Annotated in this window: 20 protein-coding genes; 9 read left to right on the forward strand and 11 right to left on the reverse strand. The window is 51.4% G+C overall.

All coding sequences use genetic code 11. The features are described 5' to 3' along the window. Positions 1-69: 69 nt before the first annotated feature. The gene (locus DZK30_RS01105) at positions 70-1,710 is read right to left on the reverse strand and encodes a hypothetical protein (RefSeq protein ID WP_118972238.1); all 1,641 of its coding nucleotides are present in this window, start codon (positions 1,708-1,710) and stop codon (positions 70-72) included. Next, the gene (locus DZK30_RS01110; RefSeq protein WP_118972239.1) at positions 1,711-2,511 is read right to left on the reverse strand and encodes an ABC transporter ATP-binding protein; all 801 of its coding nucleotides are present in this window, start codon (positions 2,509-2,511) and stop codon (positions 1,711-1,713) included. A 68-nt stretch (positions 2,512-2,579) separates the two neighbouring features. On the opposite strand from DZK30_RS01110, the gene DZK30_RS01115 reads away from it, so the two are divergent. The 4 genes from DZK30_RS01115 to DZK30_RS01130 all read left to right on the forward strand — a co-directional run bounded on the left by DZK30_RS01115 (position 2,580) and on the right by DZK30_RS01130 (position 5,603). After that, positions 2,580-3,836, forward strand: a complete 1,257-nt coding sequence (locus DZK30_RS01115; RefSeq protein ID WP_118972240.1) for a cation:proton antiporter — start codon at positions 2,580-2,582, stop codon at positions 3,834-3,836. A 72-nt stretch (positions 3,837-3,908) separates the two neighbouring features. Next, a complete protein-coding gene (gcvH, locus tag DZK30_RS01120; protein ID WP_118972241.1) occupies positions 3,909-4,286 on the forward strand; it encodes a glycine cleavage system protein GcvH in 378 nt (125 codons plus the stop codon). A 114-nt stretch (positions 4,287-4,400) separates the two neighbouring features. Then, entirely contained in the window at positions 4,401-4,868 is a 468-nt protein-coding gene (locus tag DZK30_RS01125; protein ID WP_205529342.1) for a hypothetical protein, read from the forward strand. Positions 4,869-4,883: 15 nt separating this feature from the next. Further along, positions 4,884-5,603, forward strand: coding sequence for a lysophospholipid acyltransferase family protein (locus DZK30_RS01130; protein ID WP_118972243.1), 720 nt, complete (start codon positions 4,884-4,886; stop codon positions 5,601-5,603). A gap of 63 nt (positions 5,604-5,666) precedes the next feature. Here DZK30_RS01130 and DZK30_RS01135 read toward each other — a convergent pair whose 3' ends face one another. Further along, on the reverse strand, positions 5,667-6,257 hold the full coding sequence (locus DZK30_RS01135; RefSeq protein ID WP_118972244.1) for a NifU family protein: 591 nt from the start codon (positions 6,255-6,257) through the stop codon (positions 5,667-5,669). Between the two features lie 160 nt (positions 6,258-6,417). Here DZK30_RS01135 and DZK30_RS01140 point away from each other — a divergent pair, with 160 nt between their 5' ends. Continuing rightward, entirely contained in the window at positions 6,418-7,026 is a 609-nt protein-coding gene (locus DZK30_RS01140) for a 4'-phosphopantetheinyl transferase family protein (protein WP_118972245.1), read from the forward strand. A 105-nt stretch (positions 7,027-7,131) separates the two neighbouring features. After that, positions 7,132-9,252 (forward strand): ferrous iron transport protein B, encoded by a 2,121-nt coding sequence (feoB, locus tag DZK30_RS01145; protein WP_118972246.1) that lies wholly within the window; start codon positions 7,132-7,134, stop codon positions 9,250-9,252. Positions 9,253-9,613: 361 nt separating this feature from the next. Here the strand turns inward: feoB and mtaB are convergent, their stop codons facing one another. From mtaB to DZK30_RS01180, 7 genes are all read right to left on the reverse strand, one after another. Next, positions 9,614-10,882, reverse strand: coding sequence for a tRNA (N(6)-L-threonylcarbamoyladenosine(37)-C(2))-methylthiotransferase MtaB (gene mtaB / locus DZK30_RS01150; RefSeq protein WP_240432832.1), 1,269 nt, complete (start codon positions 10,880-10,882; stop codon positions 9,614-9,616). A 107-nt stretch (positions 10,883-10,989) separates the two neighbouring features. Continuing rightward, a complete protein-coding gene (locus DZK30_RS01155; RefSeq protein ID WP_118972248.1) occupies positions 10,990-11,574 on the reverse strand; it encodes a DUF6580 family putative transport protein in 585 nt (194 codons plus the stop codon). Between the two features lie 79 nt (positions 11,575-11,653). Next, positions 11,654-11,905: a GlsB/YeaQ/YmgE family stress response membrane protein gene (locus tag DZK30_RS01160; protein ID WP_118972249.1), complete on the reverse strand. Its 252-nt coding sequence runs from the start codon at positions 11,903-11,905 to the stop codon at positions 11,654-11,656. A gap of 109 nt (positions 11,906-12,014) precedes the next feature. Further along, positions 12,015-12,491, reverse strand: a complete 477-nt coding sequence (locus DZK30_RS01165; RefSeq protein WP_118972250.1) for a VOC family protein — start codon at positions 12,489-12,491, stop codon at positions 12,015-12,017. Positions 12,492-12,606: 115 nt separating this feature from the next. After that, on the reverse strand, positions 12,607-13,341 hold the full coding sequence (locus DZK30_RS01170) for a protein phosphatase 2C domain-containing protein (RefSeq protein WP_118972251.1): 735 nt from the start codon (positions 13,339-13,341) through the stop codon (positions 12,607-12,609). Between the two features lie 31 nt (positions 13,342-13,372). Then, on the reverse strand, positions 13,373-13,720 hold the full coding sequence (locus tag DZK30_RS01175; RefSeq protein WP_162902741.1) for a hypothetical protein: 348 nt from the start codon (positions 13,718-13,720) through the stop codon (positions 13,373-13,375). Positions 13,721-13,728: 8 nt separating this feature from the next. Further along, on the reverse strand, positions 13,729-14,553 hold the full coding sequence (locus tag DZK30_RS01180) for an alpha/beta hydrolase (protein ID WP_118972253.1): 825 nt from the start codon (positions 14,551-14,553) through the stop codon (positions 13,729-13,731). 155 nt (positions 14,554-14,708) lie between these two features. On the opposite strand from DZK30_RS01180, the gene DZK30_RS01185 reads away from it, so the two are divergent. Continuing rightward, positions 14,709-14,921 (forward strand): microviridin/marinostatin family tricyclic proteinase inhibitor, encoded by a 213-nt coding sequence (locus DZK30_RS01185; RefSeq protein ID WP_118972254.1) that lies wholly within the window; start codon positions 14,709-14,711, stop codon positions 14,919-14,921. Positions 14,922-14,996: 75 nt separating this feature from the next. Here the strand turns inward: DZK30_RS01185 and DZK30_RS01190 are convergent, their stop codons facing one another. Continuing rightward, positions 14,997-15,356 carry a nuclear transport factor 2 family protein gene (locus tag DZK30_RS01190; RefSeq protein WP_118972255.1) on the reverse strand — a complete coding sequence of 120 codons (360 nt, stop codon included), beginning with the start codon at positions 15,354-15,356 and terminating at the stop codon, positions 14,997-14,999. Positions 15,357-15,516: 160 nt separating this feature from the next. Between DZK30_RS01190 and DZK30_RS01195 the strand changes: the two genes are divergently transcribed. Both DZK30_RS01195 and DZK30_RS01200 read left to right on the forward strand, forming a co-directional pair. Further along, positions 15,517-17,856: an ATP-dependent helicase gene (locus tag DZK30_RS01195; protein ID WP_118972256.1), complete on the forward strand. Its 2,340-nt coding sequence runs from the start codon at positions 15,517-15,519 to the stop codon at positions 17,854-17,856. Between the two features lie 84 nt (positions 17,857-17,940). Further along, on the forward strand, positions 17,941-18,555 hold the full coding sequence (locus DZK30_RS01200) for a 2OG-Fe(II) oxygenase (protein WP_118972257.1): 615 nt from the start codon (positions 17,941-17,943) through the stop codon (positions 18,553-18,555). Positions 18,556-18,580 lie beyond the last annotated feature (25 nt).

Below are 18,580 nucleotides of genomic sequence, written 5' to 3' on the forward strand. Positions count from 1 at the left end.
GGGTGCTATTCAACCATTGAGCGTGTTTATGTATTATGGTAACATTTTGAATGTGTTTGGGTTGCATCTCTATGCTTTCCTGGCGATTTTGTCCCATAGCAACCAGGCCGCAGCCAGGCTCATGGCAGCGAGGAGCAAATGGATCCACCAGTACAGCGGGACGATGAGGAAAGCATGTACCATGCCGGCAACCACACTCAGGAGCATTATAAGCAGCGTGACGAAAAAGCGCTGGCTCTTCTGCGCCTTAAGGTCCTCTGCGGGTATCGAAGCGGGCATTTCTTTGAAGAGTAATAAAACCTGCAGCAGATAAATGGCTGTACAGGTACAGCCGGTAAGCACGAGGTCGCTCCAGAGCGCCCCTTTGGTGGCCGCCAGCAAAATCACCGACCAGATCAGGAAGGCCGGGATGTAGTACCGGGTAAATAAACCCCAACCTGCCCCCTGCCTTACGTAGCCTCTGTACGATCCCGGCGCCACTTCATATACCCAGGCTGCTTTATATTGAGGTGAGGCTTTGAGGTTCATCAGCGCCGTGGTAATGGGATACATCAACATATATACCGGGAAGAGACACCTGCTTGCCTTAATGTGGCCCGCTCCGGTGCTCAGCAATTTCCAAATATCGGAGAGCAGGGGAAAAGCGGTGAAAATAACGTAAGCATAGGCGGGCAGCACCATCATTTTGTATTCGGTAACCCGGCCGGTAAACTTACGCACAAACTGGAATCCGGCTTTGGCAGCCGGATGCTTCAGCAACAAATAGCTCTTCTGTCCTGTTGCCCGCCGGGCTTTTCTGATGCTGCTCCTGGAGGCAGTTTCGAAACCTGATCCCATTTCGCTCAGGCGCTCCGAAAACTTAGGCGCCAGTATTCTGACGATGAAAAGGAAGCAGATGACGGGGCCGCCCCAAAGCGCCAGGTACATCCACCAGGGCGCTGTATGCATCCAGGCCTCGGTGATCCAGTATTGCGGCATCCATGACAATAATGTCGTATGCTGCAACACGACCGACAGGTCGGTACGCTCCAGCTTGTCAAGAAATGAGCGTTGCATGCAAAGGTAGACCCAGCCGATAAAGATGATCTGCAACCAATAAACCAGTTTTTTGAACCGTTGTCCCGAAACAAATCGCAGCACTACAATGAGCAACAGCTGTATGGCTGCAAAGACGATCGTAAGGCCCGGCAGCGTGAGCGCGAGGTAATATAAGCCCCGCATCCAGCCGTCCCTGATGCCGAGCGCAATAGCCGGCGCGAATGATAGCGGGATAGCGCTTGCCAGGAACTTGTACGCCATGAACAGCAGACGGTACAGGATCATGGTCCTGCTGTTGACCGGCCGGGGCAGCAGGATCACATTATCGGCGGTGTCGGTAAGCTGGCTGGAAAAGGTCATTACCAGCAGTAGTGTCGCAAACAGGAAATAAGAAAAGGTTACCAGCAGCAGGCCCACCTCTTTGTCGGGGACCAGCAGCAGCATGGGAACATAGGTAATGCCCAGCAAGGCCGGCAGCAGCATGTTCAGCAATGACCGTACCAGGGGCGGAAAATTGTACTGTTTTTTGCTCCCCGACCGCAACGATACCGGCGCCCGGTTGGACAGGGTCGTCTTCAGCCTCAGGATATGCAGCAGTTGCCGGCTGTCGGCGCCGGCCAGGCGCCATAAAGGAGCCAGTATGCTTATCAGCGACAGGAAAATACGGTCCATTTATTTGATCCCTCCTTCTTTGTTAAAGATCGAAATAAAATCGCTGCCATGGTCGTGACTGCGATCGCGGCCGGTGAGCAGCGCAAAGATATCTTCCAGGCTTTCGGTACCGGCTTGCGCACGCAGCTCGCTCATGGTGCCGTCTGCCATAATATACCCGTCGCGGATGAGCACGATCCTGTCCGATACTTTTTCGACCACATCCATAATGTGAGAACAGTAAAGGATCGTCTTCCCGGCTTTCTTGAGGCCGCCGATGATCTCCTTCAGCAGGATCACCGCATTGGCGTCCAGGCCCGACAGGGGTTCGTCCATGAGTATGATCTGCGGGTCGTGCAGCAGCGCTGAGGTGATAAGCACCTTTTGCTTCATGCCTTTGGAAAAGCCGTCCATACGTTGGTGCAGCGCATCAGACAGGCCAAACATATCCAGCATGCGGCGTCCGCGGTCTTCGATCACCGCTTCCTGCATATTGTACAAGCCGCCGATAAACTGAAGGTATTCTACAGGCGTCAGCATTTCGTACAGCACGGCGTTCTCGGGTATATAACCTATGAGCGCTTTCTGCTCCTGCGTATGCTGCCGGAAGTCTTTGCCCATAATATTAACCTGCCCCTCATAAGCGGTAATGAGGCCGGTGAGGATCTTTACTGTAGTGGATTTTCCAGCGCCATTGGCGCCAATGTAGCCGGTCACTTGTCCCTGGGGGATCGTCAGGTTAATATTGTGCAATACAGGCCTGTCGTAGCTTTTAGACACGTTAATGAGCTCAATGGCGGGTGCCGTTCCTGGTTCGTTCATGGAAACAAAGATATAGATTCCGTATCTTCGGCCAGATCGCATTGTTTACTAAACCGGCTTTTTGACTTATGGAACTATACTATTCTTTCTCTGTGCTTATTGTGCTCTCCGCTATTTTTGCCTACATCAATGCCCGCTTTCTGAAGCTCCCTGCAACTATTGGCATCATGCTCATCGCATTGATGGTATCTATCGGCCTCTTTGCAACCAATAATATTTTTCCCCATACCTTCGACCGCCTGTCCCGCCTGCTCAACGATTTCGATTTTGCAGATATCCTGATGGGCGCTATGCTCAACTTCCTGCTGTTTGCCGGCGCCATTCACATCAATATGAGCGACCTTAAAGAACAGCGGATACCGGTGGTGGTCTTCTCTACCGTAAGTGTGATCATCTCCACCTTCTTTGTCGGTGTTCTGTCTTATTATGCCTTACATTGGCTGCACTTCGAAGTGCCGCTGATCCAGTGCCTGGTATTCGGCGCCCTGATCTCGCCTACGGATCCGGTGGCTGTGTTAGGCATATTGAAGCAGGCCGGCGTACCCAAAACGCTGGAGACCAAAGTTGCGGGGGAGTCGCTGTTCAACGACGGCGTTGCCGTGGTAGTGTTTGTTACCTTACTGCAGGTAGCACAGGGTAAAGAGGTGGACCTGTCTTTCGTCAGTATATCGCTGTTGCTCGCCAAAGAGGCCCTGGGCGGGCTGGCCATCGGTTTGCTCCTGGGCTTCCTGGGATCGAGCATGATGAAGCGGATTGATAACTACAAAGTCGATGTGCTCATTACGCTAGCGATCGTTATGGGCGGCTATCTTATCGTGCATGGTTTGCACATGTCGGGACCGCTGGCCATGGTAGCGGCGGGCCTTGTGGTGGGTAACTACGGCCGTACCAAGGCCATGAGCGAGGTGTCCAAAGATTACCTGGATAAGTTCTGGGAGCTCATCGACGAGGTGCTCAATGCCCTGCTGTTCCTCATTATTGGCTTCGAACTGCTGGTGATCCCCGATCTTACCTTGTATTGGAAGATCGGTTTGTTCTGCATTGCCATTGTACTGGCGGCGCGCTTTTTTTCTATCTGGATACCCTCAAAGATCATCCCTTTCCGCAGCAACAAGTTTGACCGTAAGACGATCACCATCCTGGTGTGGGGCGGCCTGCGCGGCGGCGTATCGATTGCGTTGGCATTGTCGATCGACGACGACCTGAACAAGAATCTGTTCCTGGCGATCACCTATTTTATTGTTCTGTTTTCCATCATCGTGCAAGGGCTTACCATCAGCAGGCTCACCTCTACCAAAGAGCTGCGCAGGAGTGTGGATGCGTAATATTTTGAAGAGACGATTTTGTCGCTTTGTTATTTTTTTCACTTATTTTCGCCTCATAAAAATTGAACCGAAATGAATTTTCCTGAAAATCTGAAATACACCAAAGAACACGAATGGGTGCTGCTCGAAGGAGATGTCGCTACCGTAGGCGTTACTGAATTTGCACAGCGCGAGCTGGGCGATATCGTTTACGTAGAGATCGAAACGGTAGGCCAGTCGCTGAATGCAGGCGACGTATTCGGTTCAGTAGAAGCTGTAAAGACCGTATCCGACCTTTACCTGCCGGTAAGCGGTAAGATCACCGAGGTGAACAGCGGGTTGAGCGGTGCGCCGGAATCGGTGAACCAGGATCCCTATGGCGCCGGATGGATGATCAAAATGCAGGTAAGCAATCCCGCCGATGTTGCTGCATTGCTGGATGCCAAAGCGTATGAAGCCCTGGTAGGATAATCTTTTTTGACTTATATCAATTTCAGCATAAAGAGGATGTACGCATACTTTTTATGCTGATTTTGTAAATACCCCTTTCAAATTTCTAAAACGCATTGGCTTATGCATACCGGAATGTTACACCTGCACGCTATTCTGCGCTGGATCGTATTGATCGTAGCCATATGGGCGATCGTTAAAATGGCGTCGGGCCGGAAAGGCGGCAAAGCCTTCACCGCTGCCGACAAACGCCCGGCACTGTTCTTCCTGATCACTATGGACCTGCAGCTGCTGATAGGCCTGTACTTGTATTTTAGCAGTCCGGTATGGGGTTTTGCCAGCCTTAAGAACAATGATATGGGCATAGTGATGCACGATAAGGCCCTGCGTTTCTTTGCTGTGGAACACCTTATTGGCATGCTCATCAGCGTTATCCTGGTACATATCGGTTATTCGGCCACCAAGAAGGCTGCAAGCGATCAGAAAAAATTCAATAAGGCCTTTTGGTGTTTCCTTATCGCCCTTATCCTGATCCTCGCTACGATCCCCTGGCCTTTCCGCGAAGCCCTGGGCCGCGGCTGGATGCCTGGCGCCGGCGCTTAAAAGTAAAGCTGAGGCATGCGTTATCTTTATGTGATCTGGGCGATGCTCTGGTTTGTCGCCCTTTTCCTGTGCTTATTCCCTTTCTTCTTATTGCTTAGTCTTTTCGGAGGCTGGGGCCGGAAAGCTATATGGCAGCTGATCCGGGGATGGAGCTATGTGTGGTTTTTCCTCATTGGCATGCCGGTACGGCGGATCTATAAGCAGAAGCCGGTAAAAGGTAAGCCGTATATAGTAGTAGCCAATCACGCTTCTTATATCGATACGCCGCTCATCTTTCGCAGCATTCCTTTCTTTGTGCGGCCCCTGGCCAAAATAGAGCTGGCCCGTATCCCGCTTTTTGGATTCCTGTATAAGCAAATGGCAGTGCTGGTTGACCGCAGCGATGCGCAAAGTAAATTCAGGAGCGTACATATGCTGCGCCGTACCCTGCAGCGGGAAGGCAGCATCTTTATTTTTCCCGAAGGAACCTTTAATGAAACTACCGATCCCCTTAAGTCCTTCTACGACGGGGCTTTCCGGCTGGCCTTGCGTACCCGTACGCCCATTCTGCCCGTAGTCTTCCCCGACGCCGTCAAGCGCTGGCATTACAGCGGCTTCTGGCAGTGGCGGCCCGGCGTCAACCGGGCGATCTTCCTGCCCGAGGTCCCGGTAGACGGCTTTGCCGTCGATGATGTAGCCGGGTTGAAGCAAAAAGTATTTGAGATGATGTGGGCCGCTAAAGTAGCGGCAGAATAAAAGAAGGTTCCCGCGTAAACGGGAACCTTCTTTTTCTATTATCGTTTTGTCAGATTGTTGTGCTTATTCGGCTTCAGCTACTACTTCCTTCACTTCAGGGATCATCCTTTTCATCATACCTTCAATACCCGACTTCAGCGTGATCATAGACGAAGGACAGCCCGAGCAGCTACCTTGCAGCATCAGCTTTACCACTCCGTCGTCGTAACCGCGGAAACTGATCGCACCGCCGTCCATCTCTACTGCGGGCTTCACATAATTTTCCAGCATTTCCTTAATGCGTTCAACTACTTCCTTATCATCGGCGCTCACCGCATAGTCCGGTTCTTTGATGGGTACCAGCTCTTCGTTGATCACTGCTTTACCTTCTTCCAGGTAATTTTTAAGGAATTGGCGGATCGAAGGGATCACCTCTTCCCAAAGGGTTTCCTGTGTTTTTGTCAGCGTTACAAAATTGCTGGCGATAAAGACACCACGTACGAAAGGAAAGCCGAAGAGCTCCTGGGCCAGGGGCGAAGGTGTGGCGTCTTTTTCCTCGGGAAAGTCGATGCTTTTGCCGGGATAAAGGAGCTTATTGGCCACAAACTTCATGGTCTCCGGGTTAGGCGTCATTTCGGTATATATGCTTACGATAGTGCTTCCGGTTTTCAACATAATTATAGTATTTGAACTGCGAAGGTACGGAATGCAAATTTTCCGCAACAAAACATATTATGATAGGATAAGAGAAGAAATTGATAGCCTGCCGCCTATACGGGTGTGCTGTTTCATCCTGTTGCAGTCGCCATGAGACGGCAATATAGTATCTTTGCGCATGCCCATGTATCAGGAATGGCAGCCTGGGAAAAATACCCGGGTCGCCATTTGGAAGGTCGAAGAGCCGGAATCCTTTTTTGAAGCGCAGACGGGTCTGCAAACCGATAAAAAAAGCGCTGTGCGCCGCCTGGAACACCTGGCTGGCCGCTTTCTCCTGCAGTATCTCCTGCCGGAAATGTCATTGGATCATATCGAGGTAAGCCACCTGGGGAAGCCTTATTTCCCTGGTAACGGCCCTTGTTTTTCCATATCCCATTCGTTTCCCTTTGTGGGCGTAGCTGTTGCGCCGCAGGCAGTAGGTATCGACGTGCAAACGCTACAGGAAAAGATCGTACGCATCCAATACAAATTCCTGTCGCCGGAAGAGCAGGCGCTCTGCAACAACCATGCCGCGCGCATTACCCTGGCCTGGGCGGCAAAGGAGGCCGCTTTCAAGCGCTATGGCCTGGGCGCTGTCGATTTTATACGGCATATGCCCATACGCGACATGCAAGTCGAGGGCAAAGGAGCTGTCATGAAAATGGAATTCCTGCGCGAAGAGCCTTCGGTGCAAATCGATCTCCACGGCGGTATCGAAGCCGATTTTGCTTGGTCGGTCACCGTATAATGGTTTTATTGCCGGGACCACCGGCTTTTATCACACAATTGTCATTTCTGTATCGTTGCCGGGTTTTGGCCTCATCTATTTAGTACCTTTGCGCCCCACATCTTCATGACAGGAACGTATAAGATAGCATTAGCCGGAAATCCCAACAGCGGGAAAAGTTCTTTGTTCAATGCCCTCACGGGCCTGAATCAGAAGGTCGGCAACTTTCCTGGCGTTACCGTAGATAAGAAGACCGGCCGGGCACTCATTGCACCGGAGCTACAGGCCCGTATTATCGATCTCCCGGGTACCTACAGCCTTTATCCCAAAAGTGCGGATGAATATGTTGCTTATGAAGTGTTGCTGAATCCTGCCGGGAAAGACCGTCCTGATCTGACATTGGTAGTGGCCGATGCTTCCAACCTGAAACGTAACCTGCTTTTTTGCTCCCAGATCATCGACCTCAAGCTACCGGTCATTATCGTGCTCACCATGATGGATCTTGCGCGGCAAAGGGGCACGACTATAGATGTCAAGGGGCTGGAACGGGAAATGGGGGTGCCGGTGGTAGTAGTCAATCCCCGGAAAAATAAAGGGCTGACACATCTGAAAAAAGTAATTGCACAAGTACAGCAAAGTGCCTTCCAGCCACAGAACGACTTTGTACCCGTAGCGACATTGGCGACCAGGGCCATTAAGGCAGTAAAAGAGCTGTCCGGTGTGGAGAGCGATTACGGCGCACTACACCTCGCCTTCGGTGTAGATAAAATAGAATTTCTCAATAACGGGCAGCAGGCGCAGATACGCTTGACGCTTAGCCAGCACGAATTTCATAAAGGGAAAATACAGGCCGAAGAAGTGATGCTGCGTTACGAGCGCATCGGCCGTATCATGCAGCGTACAGTAGTAGAGGAGAGCCCGCTCAAGAAGCAGCTATTCACCGAGCGGCTGGATAAAGTATTGCTGCATCGCGTATGGGGCAATGTGATCCTGCTGGTGATCCTGTTCCTCATGTTCCAGTGCGTATTCTGGCTGGCCGAATTTCCCATGGGCTGGATCGAAGGTGGGTTTGCCTGGCTGCAGGGCAGTATGGCCAAATGGCTGCCGGAAGCCTGGTGGAGCGATCTGCTGGTCAACGGGCTTATCGCCGGCATCGGTGGCATTGCGGTATTTGTGCCACAGATCGCTTTGCTCTTCGGTATTATCACCTTGCTGGAAGACAGCGGCTATATGGCCCGCATCAGCTTCCTTACCGATCGCCTGATGCGCTCAGCCGGTCTCAACGGCCGCTCTGTAATGCCGCTCATCAGTGGTATGGCCTGCGCGATACCGGCGGTAATGGCCGCGCGTACTATCGAGAACCGTAAGGAACGCCTCATTACAATATTGGTCACGCCGCTGATGAGCTGCTCGGCCCGGTTACCGATCTATGTGATCCTGATTGCCCTGGTGATCCCCGATACGATGTTGCTGGGTGTGTTCAAGCTGCAGGCCCTGGTCATGATGGGATTGTACCTGCTGGGTTTCTTTATGGCGCTCATCGTAGCGAAAGTAATGAGCCTGATCATGAAGAACCGCGAACACAGCATTTTTTTAATGGAGCTGCCGGTATACCGGGCGCCGCGTTGGAAGAACGCGCTGATTACCATGTACGAGAAAGCCCGGATCTTCGTGACCGATGCCGGTAAGGTGATCCTGGTGATCGCACTGGTACTGTGGGCGCTGGCGACCTACGGCCCTTCCGGTAAAATGAAAGTTGTTGAAGAGCGCTATGCTGCGCTTGGCCTGGCCCATGGCGGTAAGCTCAGCGTGGAGCAGGAAGAGCAGAAAGCAACAGATAAGCTGGAGCAATCCTATGCCGGTATGCTGGGCAAAGCGATTGAGCCGGCGATCAGGCCCCTGGGCTATGATTGGAAAATGGGGATCGCGCTCATCTCCTCTTTTGCGGCAAGAGAAGTATTTGTGGGTACCATGGCTACTTTGTACAGTGTGGGTAGCGCCGATGAGACCAGCGTACCGCTACGACAGAAAATGGCCAATGCGCGCCGGCCCGATGGCACCAAAGTGTACACATTGGCCACCGGCCTTTCCCTGATGATCTTTTACGCCTTTGCCATGCAATGCATGAGCACGATCGCTATCGTAAAAAGGGAAACAAGAAGCTGGAAATGGCCCCTGGTGCAACTGGCCTATATGACCGGTATGGCTTACCTGGCGGCCTTGCTGGTGTACCAGGTGTTCAAATAAGGTGATGGAAACTGCCGGTCGGAAAGCGTTGATGATCCCGCCGGTCGGAACATGAAAGCGGTTTCGTCGGTCTGAGCACGAAAGCGGTCAGAACGACAAAGGCTATTAGTTGGCAAAAAATAGTTGGCAATTGGCAAAGAGCGATTTACAGGAAAGAGCGCGTTAACGATCTCGTCGGTCTGAACGCCAAAGTAGTCTGAACGCCAAAGGCTAGTTGTCAAGGAATAGTTGGCAAAAAAATAGTTGGCAATTGACAAAAAGCAATAGTCAGTAAAGCGATTTCTGGACTGTCAACTGCCAACTCATAAATTGCCAACTCATAAACTGCCAACTCCCCAACTGCCAACTCAACAATTGCCAACTACTTCAGCTCCCAATCCACGATCTCATTCACCCACTCCTCGCGAAAAGGCGTTTTGACCTTGATATAGTTGTCGGTAAAGCCTTCCATCATGCCGCTTTTCTCGGCGCTTTCAAACAGTACTTTCCGTTTGTTGCCCAATTGCTGCTCTGTGAAATACTGCATTTTCTGATAGGAAAGGTTGCGTAGCATCTTGTTACGCTCGTGGCGCAAATGCATGGGCACCGCGCCGGGCATATCTATAGCCAGTGTGTTGGCTCTTTCGGAATAGGTAAAGACGTGAAAATAGGAAACATCGAGCTCGTGCAGGAAATCGAAAGTTTCCCGGAATAGTTCCTCCGTCTCACCAGGGAAACCTACGATCACATCCACACCGATGCAGCAATGCGGCATCAGCGCTTTGATATGGGCTATGCGATCGGCGTACAGTTCGCGGCGGTAGCGGCGGCGCATCTGTCCCAATATTTCGTTGCTACCGCTCTGTAGTGGAATGTGGAAATGGGGCATGAATCGTTTGCTCTGCGCCACGAAATCGATGATCTCGTTGCTCAGGAGATTGGGCTCTATGGAAGAAATGCGGTAACGGTCTATGCCTTCGGCGGCGTCCAGCTCTTGTATTAGCTCAAAGAAAGTCTCCTCGCGTTTTTTGCCACCATGGGTGCCTTTGCCAAAGTCGCCCAGGTTAATGCCGGTCAATACGACCTCGCGGGTGCCTGCCTGTGATAGCTCCTTTATATTTTCCAGCACACCTTCGATGCTGTCGCTGCGGCTATGCCCGCGGGCAAGGGGTATGGTGCAGAAGCTGCAGTTGTAATCGCAGCCGTCCTGTACCTTCAGGAAAGTACGGGTACGGTCGTTGACGGAGTAGGAGGCATGAAAGCCCTCCACATCTTCGATCTCGCAGCTGCATATCTTAGCGCTGTCCCCTTTGGAGAGCTCGCGCAGGTGTTCTGCGATATTGAATTTTTCCGCTGCGCCCAATACCAGGTCTACACCGGGTATTGAGGCAATCTCCTGGGGTTTGAGCTGGGCATAGCAGCCCGTGATCACTACCAGTGATTCCGGTGCCCGGCGCTGGATACGGCGCACCAGTTGCCGGCATTCTTTATCGGCATTTTCGGTTACCGAGCAGGTGTTGATGACGTATACATCGGCTTCCTCTTCAAATTCTTTCTTTAAAAAACCTTCCGCCTCCAGCGTTCTGCTTAATGTGGAGGTTTCGGAAAAGTTCAGCTTACAGCCTAGTGTATGGAACGCTACTGATTTCACTATGGATCATTTACAGGCCACGACAGGCCTTTTAAGCATAACGCAGATCATTTTCAGGGAAAACAATCTGCGTCGTTGTTATAAGGTACTCAATTGTAATAGATAAATTAACCGGCAATAGCCCTGGGAGCAGCTACTTTGTTCTTCAGAAGGGCATAGGCGCCAAACAAAAGACCGCTGAAAATAAGGTCGCCAATCAGGGCATTAAAAAACAGTTCCGTGCTCACGCCGTCCTTGTTGTAGAAAGGAATAGCAGCCAGGTAAGTAGCGGATAAGCCGCTGAAGCCGGGGCCATAATAACCGCTCAGGAATACACCGAAATTGGAAATAACCCAGAACAGTAGAGAACCGCTGATCGAAAAGCCCAGCACCTTAAGCGCATTGACCTTTTTCATCAGGGTACCCAGGAAAACAACCAGCACCATGCCGCCGTACACAAAGAACTGACTGATACCATAAAAACCATTGTGGTGTACCAGCTGCAAGTAAAGGTCAGAAAGAAAATAGGCAGCCAATGGCATCAGGTAAGCCGCCGTCTTGTTTTTCAGGATAGCACCGCTGAAAAGGCTGATCGCCACCAAAGGACCGAAATTGTACCAATGGGTTTCTGCATTGATGATACGGGAAATCGCCGCGATCAGGATCAATGCAGCACAAAGGATAATAATCCGGAGATTGTTATTTTCTTTCATCTTAAAGACAATTGTTACTGCAAAATTAATCCTTTTTGGGCAAAAAGGAAACGGTTTTCACTTATGGCGCGATCAGCGTCTATTTGCTGCGGAAGCCCTGGTAGACGAAAAGCAACAATAAGGCGCCGCCTACGGCCAGTCCGAAGCTGCGCAGGTCGAAACCCCTTACCGTACCCCAGCCGATGCGGGTGCCGATAAAACCGCCCACCATAGCGCCCAGCACACCCAGGATGATGGTAATGATGCAACCCTGCGGATTTTTGCCCGGCATGATCAGCTTGGCAATAAAACCGGCCAGCAGGCCGAAAATGATCCAGGAACCGATACCCATATGATGTTGAATTTAGAATAAAAATAGAGAAAATTCCATAATGCCAAAACAGGGTGCCCTGGCCGGCCGTTTCCGGCGACAAGGTACCCTGTTTAACAGATAGTAGGGATTATGCTTCGTTAGCCGCCTTTTCCAGTTCGGCAATGTCGAGTTTACCCATCTGCATCATAGCCTCCATGGCCCTGCCGGCCCTGGCAGGATCGGGATCGCCCAGCAGCTCGCCCATGCGCGTGGGCACGATCTGCCACGACAAGCCGAATTTATCCTTCAGCCAGCCGCAACGGCTTTCCTGGCCGCCATCGGCAGTCAGCTTGTTCCAGAAGAAATCCACTTCTTCCTGGCTGTCGCATTTGACGAACAGGGATACGGCCTCGGTAAAGGGAAATTGCGGGCCGCCGTTGAGCGCGATAAATTGCTGCCCTGCCAGCTCAAAGGTGCCGGCCAGCACCTGGTCGCCCGTGCGTTTTACAGAAACGATCCTGGAATTGTCGAACAGGCTGGTATAGAAATTCATGGCCTCTTCGGCCTCGTTGTTGAACCATAAAAAGGTGGCGATCTTTTGCGTACTGTTTCCGAAGACGTTCATGTTTTTTTGCTTTTTAGATTTTGGAATGGTTTGACCATACAAAAGTAATCCGCCGCGTATCGTTCCTGCGGGTGTGATTGCGACAATATGGGGTTGCTGCCCGACAAGGAGCGCTTTAAGCATTGATGAGCCTGATGATCGCCAGATCGTCGGTAGGCTGCAGACCAAAGCCATGCTCCAGCTTTTTCAGCTTCAGCTCAAGCATATCCTCTTTTTCAGACAGGTCCCGGTCCTGCAGCAGGTAAGCTACCGGATCGGCAGCGGGCCAATAGCCGGCCTTAAGCTGCCGGAACAATAAAATGCCGTCGCTGGCGATGCCGATGTCTTCCATTGTATCGAAGCTTATCTTTTGTTCCTGGCGGGCATACCACTGATCAAAATCTTCATCAAGATGAAAGCCGAGGTAATCGGGGCGGTTGTCCTGGTCAAACACATAAGTATGGCCATTGATGCCGACGACACCATCACCCAGTACCAGGACCGCTCCGGTTTGCGAAGCTTTATCCGCAATCAGCAGGATGAGCGTGGTGAGCAGCTCGCGTGTGTCGAGCAGCAGTTGGTTCTTTAGTTGGCGCAATGCGGCAAACAGCTCCTGCAATACCTGCCGGAGCAGGTCTTCGGTGGAAACGGCCGTCGCGGGCAGATGTGGCTCCAGGAAAAAACGTTCCCTGGCAATCTTGCGGAGCAGCTTACCGGTGAGGGTGGCGGCAAAATAGCTGTCCTCGCCCATAGTGCAGCCGTCCATGACGGCGCAGAGCAGCTTTTGATGACCGATATGTTCACTGATGAGGTAGTCGTCGCAATGAAGGGTATGGAATGCGCCGATCTGAAGGGTATGGTATAGCGGCATAGATTAACTGTAACAAAGGTACAGCCTGCGACTATATCCTGCTCCTTTTCCTGAGAAGCAGGAGCAGGATCAGCACGATAAGCGAAAATAGGGCGCCCACAGGCAGGTACCATAGCGTAGACAGGGCCACGACGATGCCCATCGGGTATGCCCGGCTTTTTTTGCGTCCAAAGCTGTATACGAACAGCAGCCACAGTAATCCGTAAACAATGAACAGCGGCCCCAGCCGGAATACATCGATATGCAGGCGATAGAACAATAAGGCCCAGGGGCCCGGCTTTTCCGGGCCTATATATTTGCCGTTGCATAGGACATATATGCCATCGCCAAGCATGAACAAGCCATTAAAAAGGCTGAGCAAAAGAATGATCCATCGCATGATGAAGGCTATTGTTTAGGTGCGGGATACAGTTGCCTGAAGGCGTTCATAACGGCCTGGTGACCTATAGTAGCATGGTCTTCGTTGCCCAGGTAATCGAATACGACAGGAATGTTGTTCTGTTTCAGCCAGGCAGCCAGCTGTTTGGCATCGGGCACCATAGGCGTGCCTTCGTTGCCGATGGCCAGGTACACTTTGGGCTTGCCGGCTTGCGGTTTCTGCCGCAGCAACGATTCATTGCCCCACCAAAGACTGGGGCTTATGAGAATATAGGTATCAAACAGGCTGGTCTTTTTGAGCAGGATCTCTGTAGCGAGCAGGCCGCCCAGGGATTGGCCAATGAGGGTTTTACCGGGAGCAATGTGGTAATGGCCGGCGATATAGGGCTGCAGCTCCTTTTCGATAAAATTAATAAAGGTGGCAGAGCCGCCGTAAGCAGGGAAGGTAGATTTATCGAAACCCATTGGTTTCAGGAAATCCAGGTTGGGAACGGCATAGGTGAAGTCGCGCTTGCGGTTGGTATTGGCAATACCAACGACGATCGATTCGGGGAAGCGGTTGATCCAGGGGAAGTTGAAATACTGTACCAGGCCGGCGATATGGATGAAATCCTCGTCGGCGCCGCCGTCAAGAAGGTAGATCACCGGGTAGGTAACCTTGGGATCCTGGCCATAGCCTGCAGGCAGGTAAATGTTGAGGGTGCGTGTTTCGCCAAGCAGCTTTGATGGCAGTGAGTCGATCACGCCAATAGTAAAGGGGCGGGTAGTGGCCGTGTTCTGGGCAAAGGTATGCTGCGCAAGGAGCAGCAGGAAAAGAAAGAGAAGCTTATTCATCCGGAATGGTTTTGGTGCAAGCTGGCAAGGCCGGTTACGGCCCGAAATTAGGATCAAATTTTGTAATCTGAAGCATCTGGGGCTAAGGAAGGTCACTGCATGTTTTCTGCAGTGGCCCTCGCTAAATTTGTGTTCTACCCTTAAATCGACTTTATATGAAGAAGCAACAAAGTGGCAAGCCTTTCTTTTCCCTTTTCCTGGAGAGCCAGGTAAAAAAAGAAACGCTGCAGGGCGGCGATAATCCTTATGTGACCCTGAAGCATCCTTCGGACAGCGACGAATTTACAACCGGAAAATATCCGACCGATTCTGATGAAGTAACGATGGCCTATCCTTCTGATAGCGATCATGAAGGAGAACCTGCTTAAGCTATTCCGGAAAGCTTATATTATCCTTTAAAAACAGAGGCCGTCGCGCGACGGCCTCTGTTTTTTTGAACGTATTTATAAATGGTACAGCTTGTTAAAGGTGAGCTTGTCCCAATAACCCCTTTGGGTATGGATAAGACCTTCTTTCACTTCAAAAAAGCCGCAGCCGCCAAAACCTTTCGGATCGCGCCATTCCAGCACGGCCCAGTCGTCTTCTTCAATGATCTGTAAGGGTATGCAATGCATATCCGGCGCTGCGGCAAACTCGTCGCGAAACATCCGGCCTATGGCCGCTTTGCCGTTCACCGGCTCATGGGGCATCTGATGGTTAACTGCATGTTCGGCATAAAGGCTTTCCAGGGTATCTGCATCGGCGCGGTTGAAAGCCGCTACCCATTGCCCGATCAGTTGCCGGGCTGTTCTCTTTTGTGTCATCCGATTTGGTTTATTCCGGGATGGGGCACCGGTATTTTTGCAGTAAAGTTAGGTATGCTGAACGCATTGTATTTGTATGGCTTTAAATCGATATGTGTGTTCTCTATATGGGGATAACCCGCCCTGCTGATGCAGAATTTCCTACGTAACTTCGCGCACTATGCAGGATTATTTAAAAGAACTGAATGACAAGCAAAGGGAAGCTGCGTCGCATATGGAAGGCCCGCTGATGATCGTGGCCGGCGCGGGCAGCGGCAAGACGAAAGTGCTCACCACCCGCATTGCTCACCTGATGAAGCAGGGGGTAGATGCATTCAACATACTGGCGCTTACTTTTACCAATAAGGCTGCCGCCGAGATGAAGGAGCGTATCGAGAAAATACTGGGCAACAATGAGGCCCGGAACCTGTATATCGGTACTTTCCACTCCGTATTTGCCCGTATCCTGCGTGCCGAAGCGCATAAGATAGGCTATCCCAACAGCTTTACGATCTACGATTCGGACGATGCCAAGAGCCTGCTGAAGAGCGTGATCAATGAAAATAACCTGGATGATAAGCTCTATAAGCCACAGTATGTGTACGGTCGCATTTCTGCAGCGAAGAACAACCTGATGGGGCCGATAGAATACATGCAGGACCATTTTATCCAGCAGGAAGATGCCCGCAGCGGACGGCCCCTGCTGGGACAGCTATATGCACAGTATGCCGCCCGGTGCTTCCGCAACGGCGCTATGGACTTTGACGACCTGCTGTTCAAAATGTATGAACTGCTGGTGAAGCATCCCGATGTGCTGGCCAAATACCAGCATAAGTTCCGCTACATTCTTATCGACGAGTACCAGGATACCAATATCGCACAGTACCAGATCATCAAGATGCTGGGCGCTGTGCACGAAAATATTTGCGTGGTAGGCGATGATGCGCAGAGTATTTATTCGTTCCGCGGCGCGACGATCGAGAACATCCTGAAATTCCAGAAGGATTACGAAGGCGCTAAGGTGGTGAAGCTCGAACAGAATTACCGCAGCACACAGAATATCCTCAATGTAGCCAACAAAGTGATCGGGCTTAACAAGAACCAGATCCCCAAGAACCTGTGGACAGATAATGGTGAAGGTGAAAAGCTGAAGCTCGTACGCACGCTTACGGATAATGACGAGGGCCGTTTTGTGGCCGATGCTATTGCCGAGCAAAAACTGCGGAACCATTATTACAATAAGGATTTTGCGATCCTGTACCGGACCAATGCGCAGAGCCGCTCTTTCGAGGAAAGCCTGCGCCGGCTCAATATTCCTTACCGCATTTTCGGCGGTCTGTCGTTTTACCAGCGTAAGGAGATCAAGGATTTTATCGCCTACCTGCGTGTGGTGGTGAATCCACAGGATGAGGAAGCCCTGAAAAGGATTATCAACTACCCAGTAAGGGGCATTGGTAAAACCAGCCTTGAGCGCACCATTATTGTCGCCAACGAAAGAGATATTACGCTATGGGAAGCGCTGCAGCAGCCCCAGCTGGCAGGCCTGAAAGGCGCTGCTGCTGCTGCGATCGAACAATTCGTGATCATGATCAGGAGCTTTCAGTCCACGCTCTCCAAGTCTGATGCCTATGAAGTGGCCTTTGCCGTAGGAAAGCATACCAATCTGGTAAAAGAGCTGTATAATGATAAGTCGGTTGAAGGCCTTGCCCGTTACGAGAACGTACAGGAGCTGTTGAACGCGATCAAGGAATATACCGAAACACCCGATGAGGAAGGTGAATTGACTGACAAAAGCCTCGGCACTTACCTGCAGAATATCACGCTGCTGACCGATGCGGATAAGAACGGCGAAGAGGACCAGGACGTGGTGAAGCTGATGACCATACATGCTGCTAAAGGGCTTGAATTCCCTTGTGTGTTTGCTGTAGGCCTGGAAGAGAATATTTTCCCTTCGGCAATGAGCCTTTACGACCGGGAAGACCTGGAAGAGGAACGCCGCCTGTTTTACGTAGTGATCACCAGGGCAAAGCATCGTCTGTGGCTTAGCTTTGCCAATAGCCGCTACCGGTTCGGTTCACTCGTGCAGAACGAGCCGAGCCGTTTTATCGACGAGGTGCCACAGGAGTATATGGACAGGAGCTTTGCCGGACTGGCCGGCGCCCGCACTGGTGCTGTAGCCCGTAACGCAAGCGCACAGCAGCGCACCTTTAACCCCAGGGAGAAAACACAGCAGCAGCCGGTGCGCGGGGCCCAAACCGGTACCAGCGATGCCGCCCGCGTGATGGCGCAAAAACAGGCCCAGGCACAAGTGACCACGCATATTCCTTCCGCCAATTTTGTGTCGAGTGATCCGGAAGATATGGAAGAGGGCACGCGCGTAGAACACCAGAAATTTGGTGTTGGTACGATTAAGAGGCTGGAAGGCGGCGCACACAACCGTATAGCGACCATCAACTTTCCCGGTGGTGGTGGCGACAAAAAGATCATGCTGGCCTATGCCAAGCTGATGATCCTGCAGTAAGCCAGGGATGATAACGATGCTTTTGTTTTTTTGTTTTAATTTCCACCTTGAAAATTTAGTCATCAACCCAAGCGAGAATATACCATGGCAGTGATCAAACCTTTCCGGCAGGTACAGAATATCAAAAGAAAAGATTTCAATAATGACCTGGTCGATTATGTATGGCTCACCAACTATTTCACCGATGCGGAAGTGGAAAAGATACGGCAGCTCTGGGATGAGGAGCAGATCATAGCCGCCGGCGTCAATAAGTCGGGCGACAATCACCACAACGAGGATCTGCGCAAGTCAAGGGTTATGTTTATCAATACCGGGAAGGAAACAGACTGGATCTACGATAAGCTGGCTACCGCCTGCCTGCAGGTCAATACCAACCGTTTTAAATTCGACATTACCGGTTTCCAGACGCAATTGCAGCTGGCCAGTTATGGCGAGAAGGATTTCTTTGAATGGCATATGGACTATGGCGCCGGCGACGTTTCCAATCGTAAGCTCAGCATTACCGTGCAGCTTTCCGATCCCGAAGAGTATGAAGGCGGCGATCTGCAGTTCATGATCAATCATAACGCCGTGAGCGCACCGAAGACCAAAGGAACTGCTATTATCTTTCCTTCCTATGCCATTCATAGGGTGTTACCGGTCACTTCGGGTAACCGTAAATCCATCGTAGGCTGGATTGCCGGCCAGCCGTACCGTTAGCTCGTTCGCGCTTTTTCTGTACTAC

The organism is Taibaiella koreensis, assembly GCF_003545715.1.
GTDB lineage: Bacteria > Bacteroidota > Bacteroidia > Chitinophagales > Chitinophagaceae > Taibaiella > Taibaiella koreensis.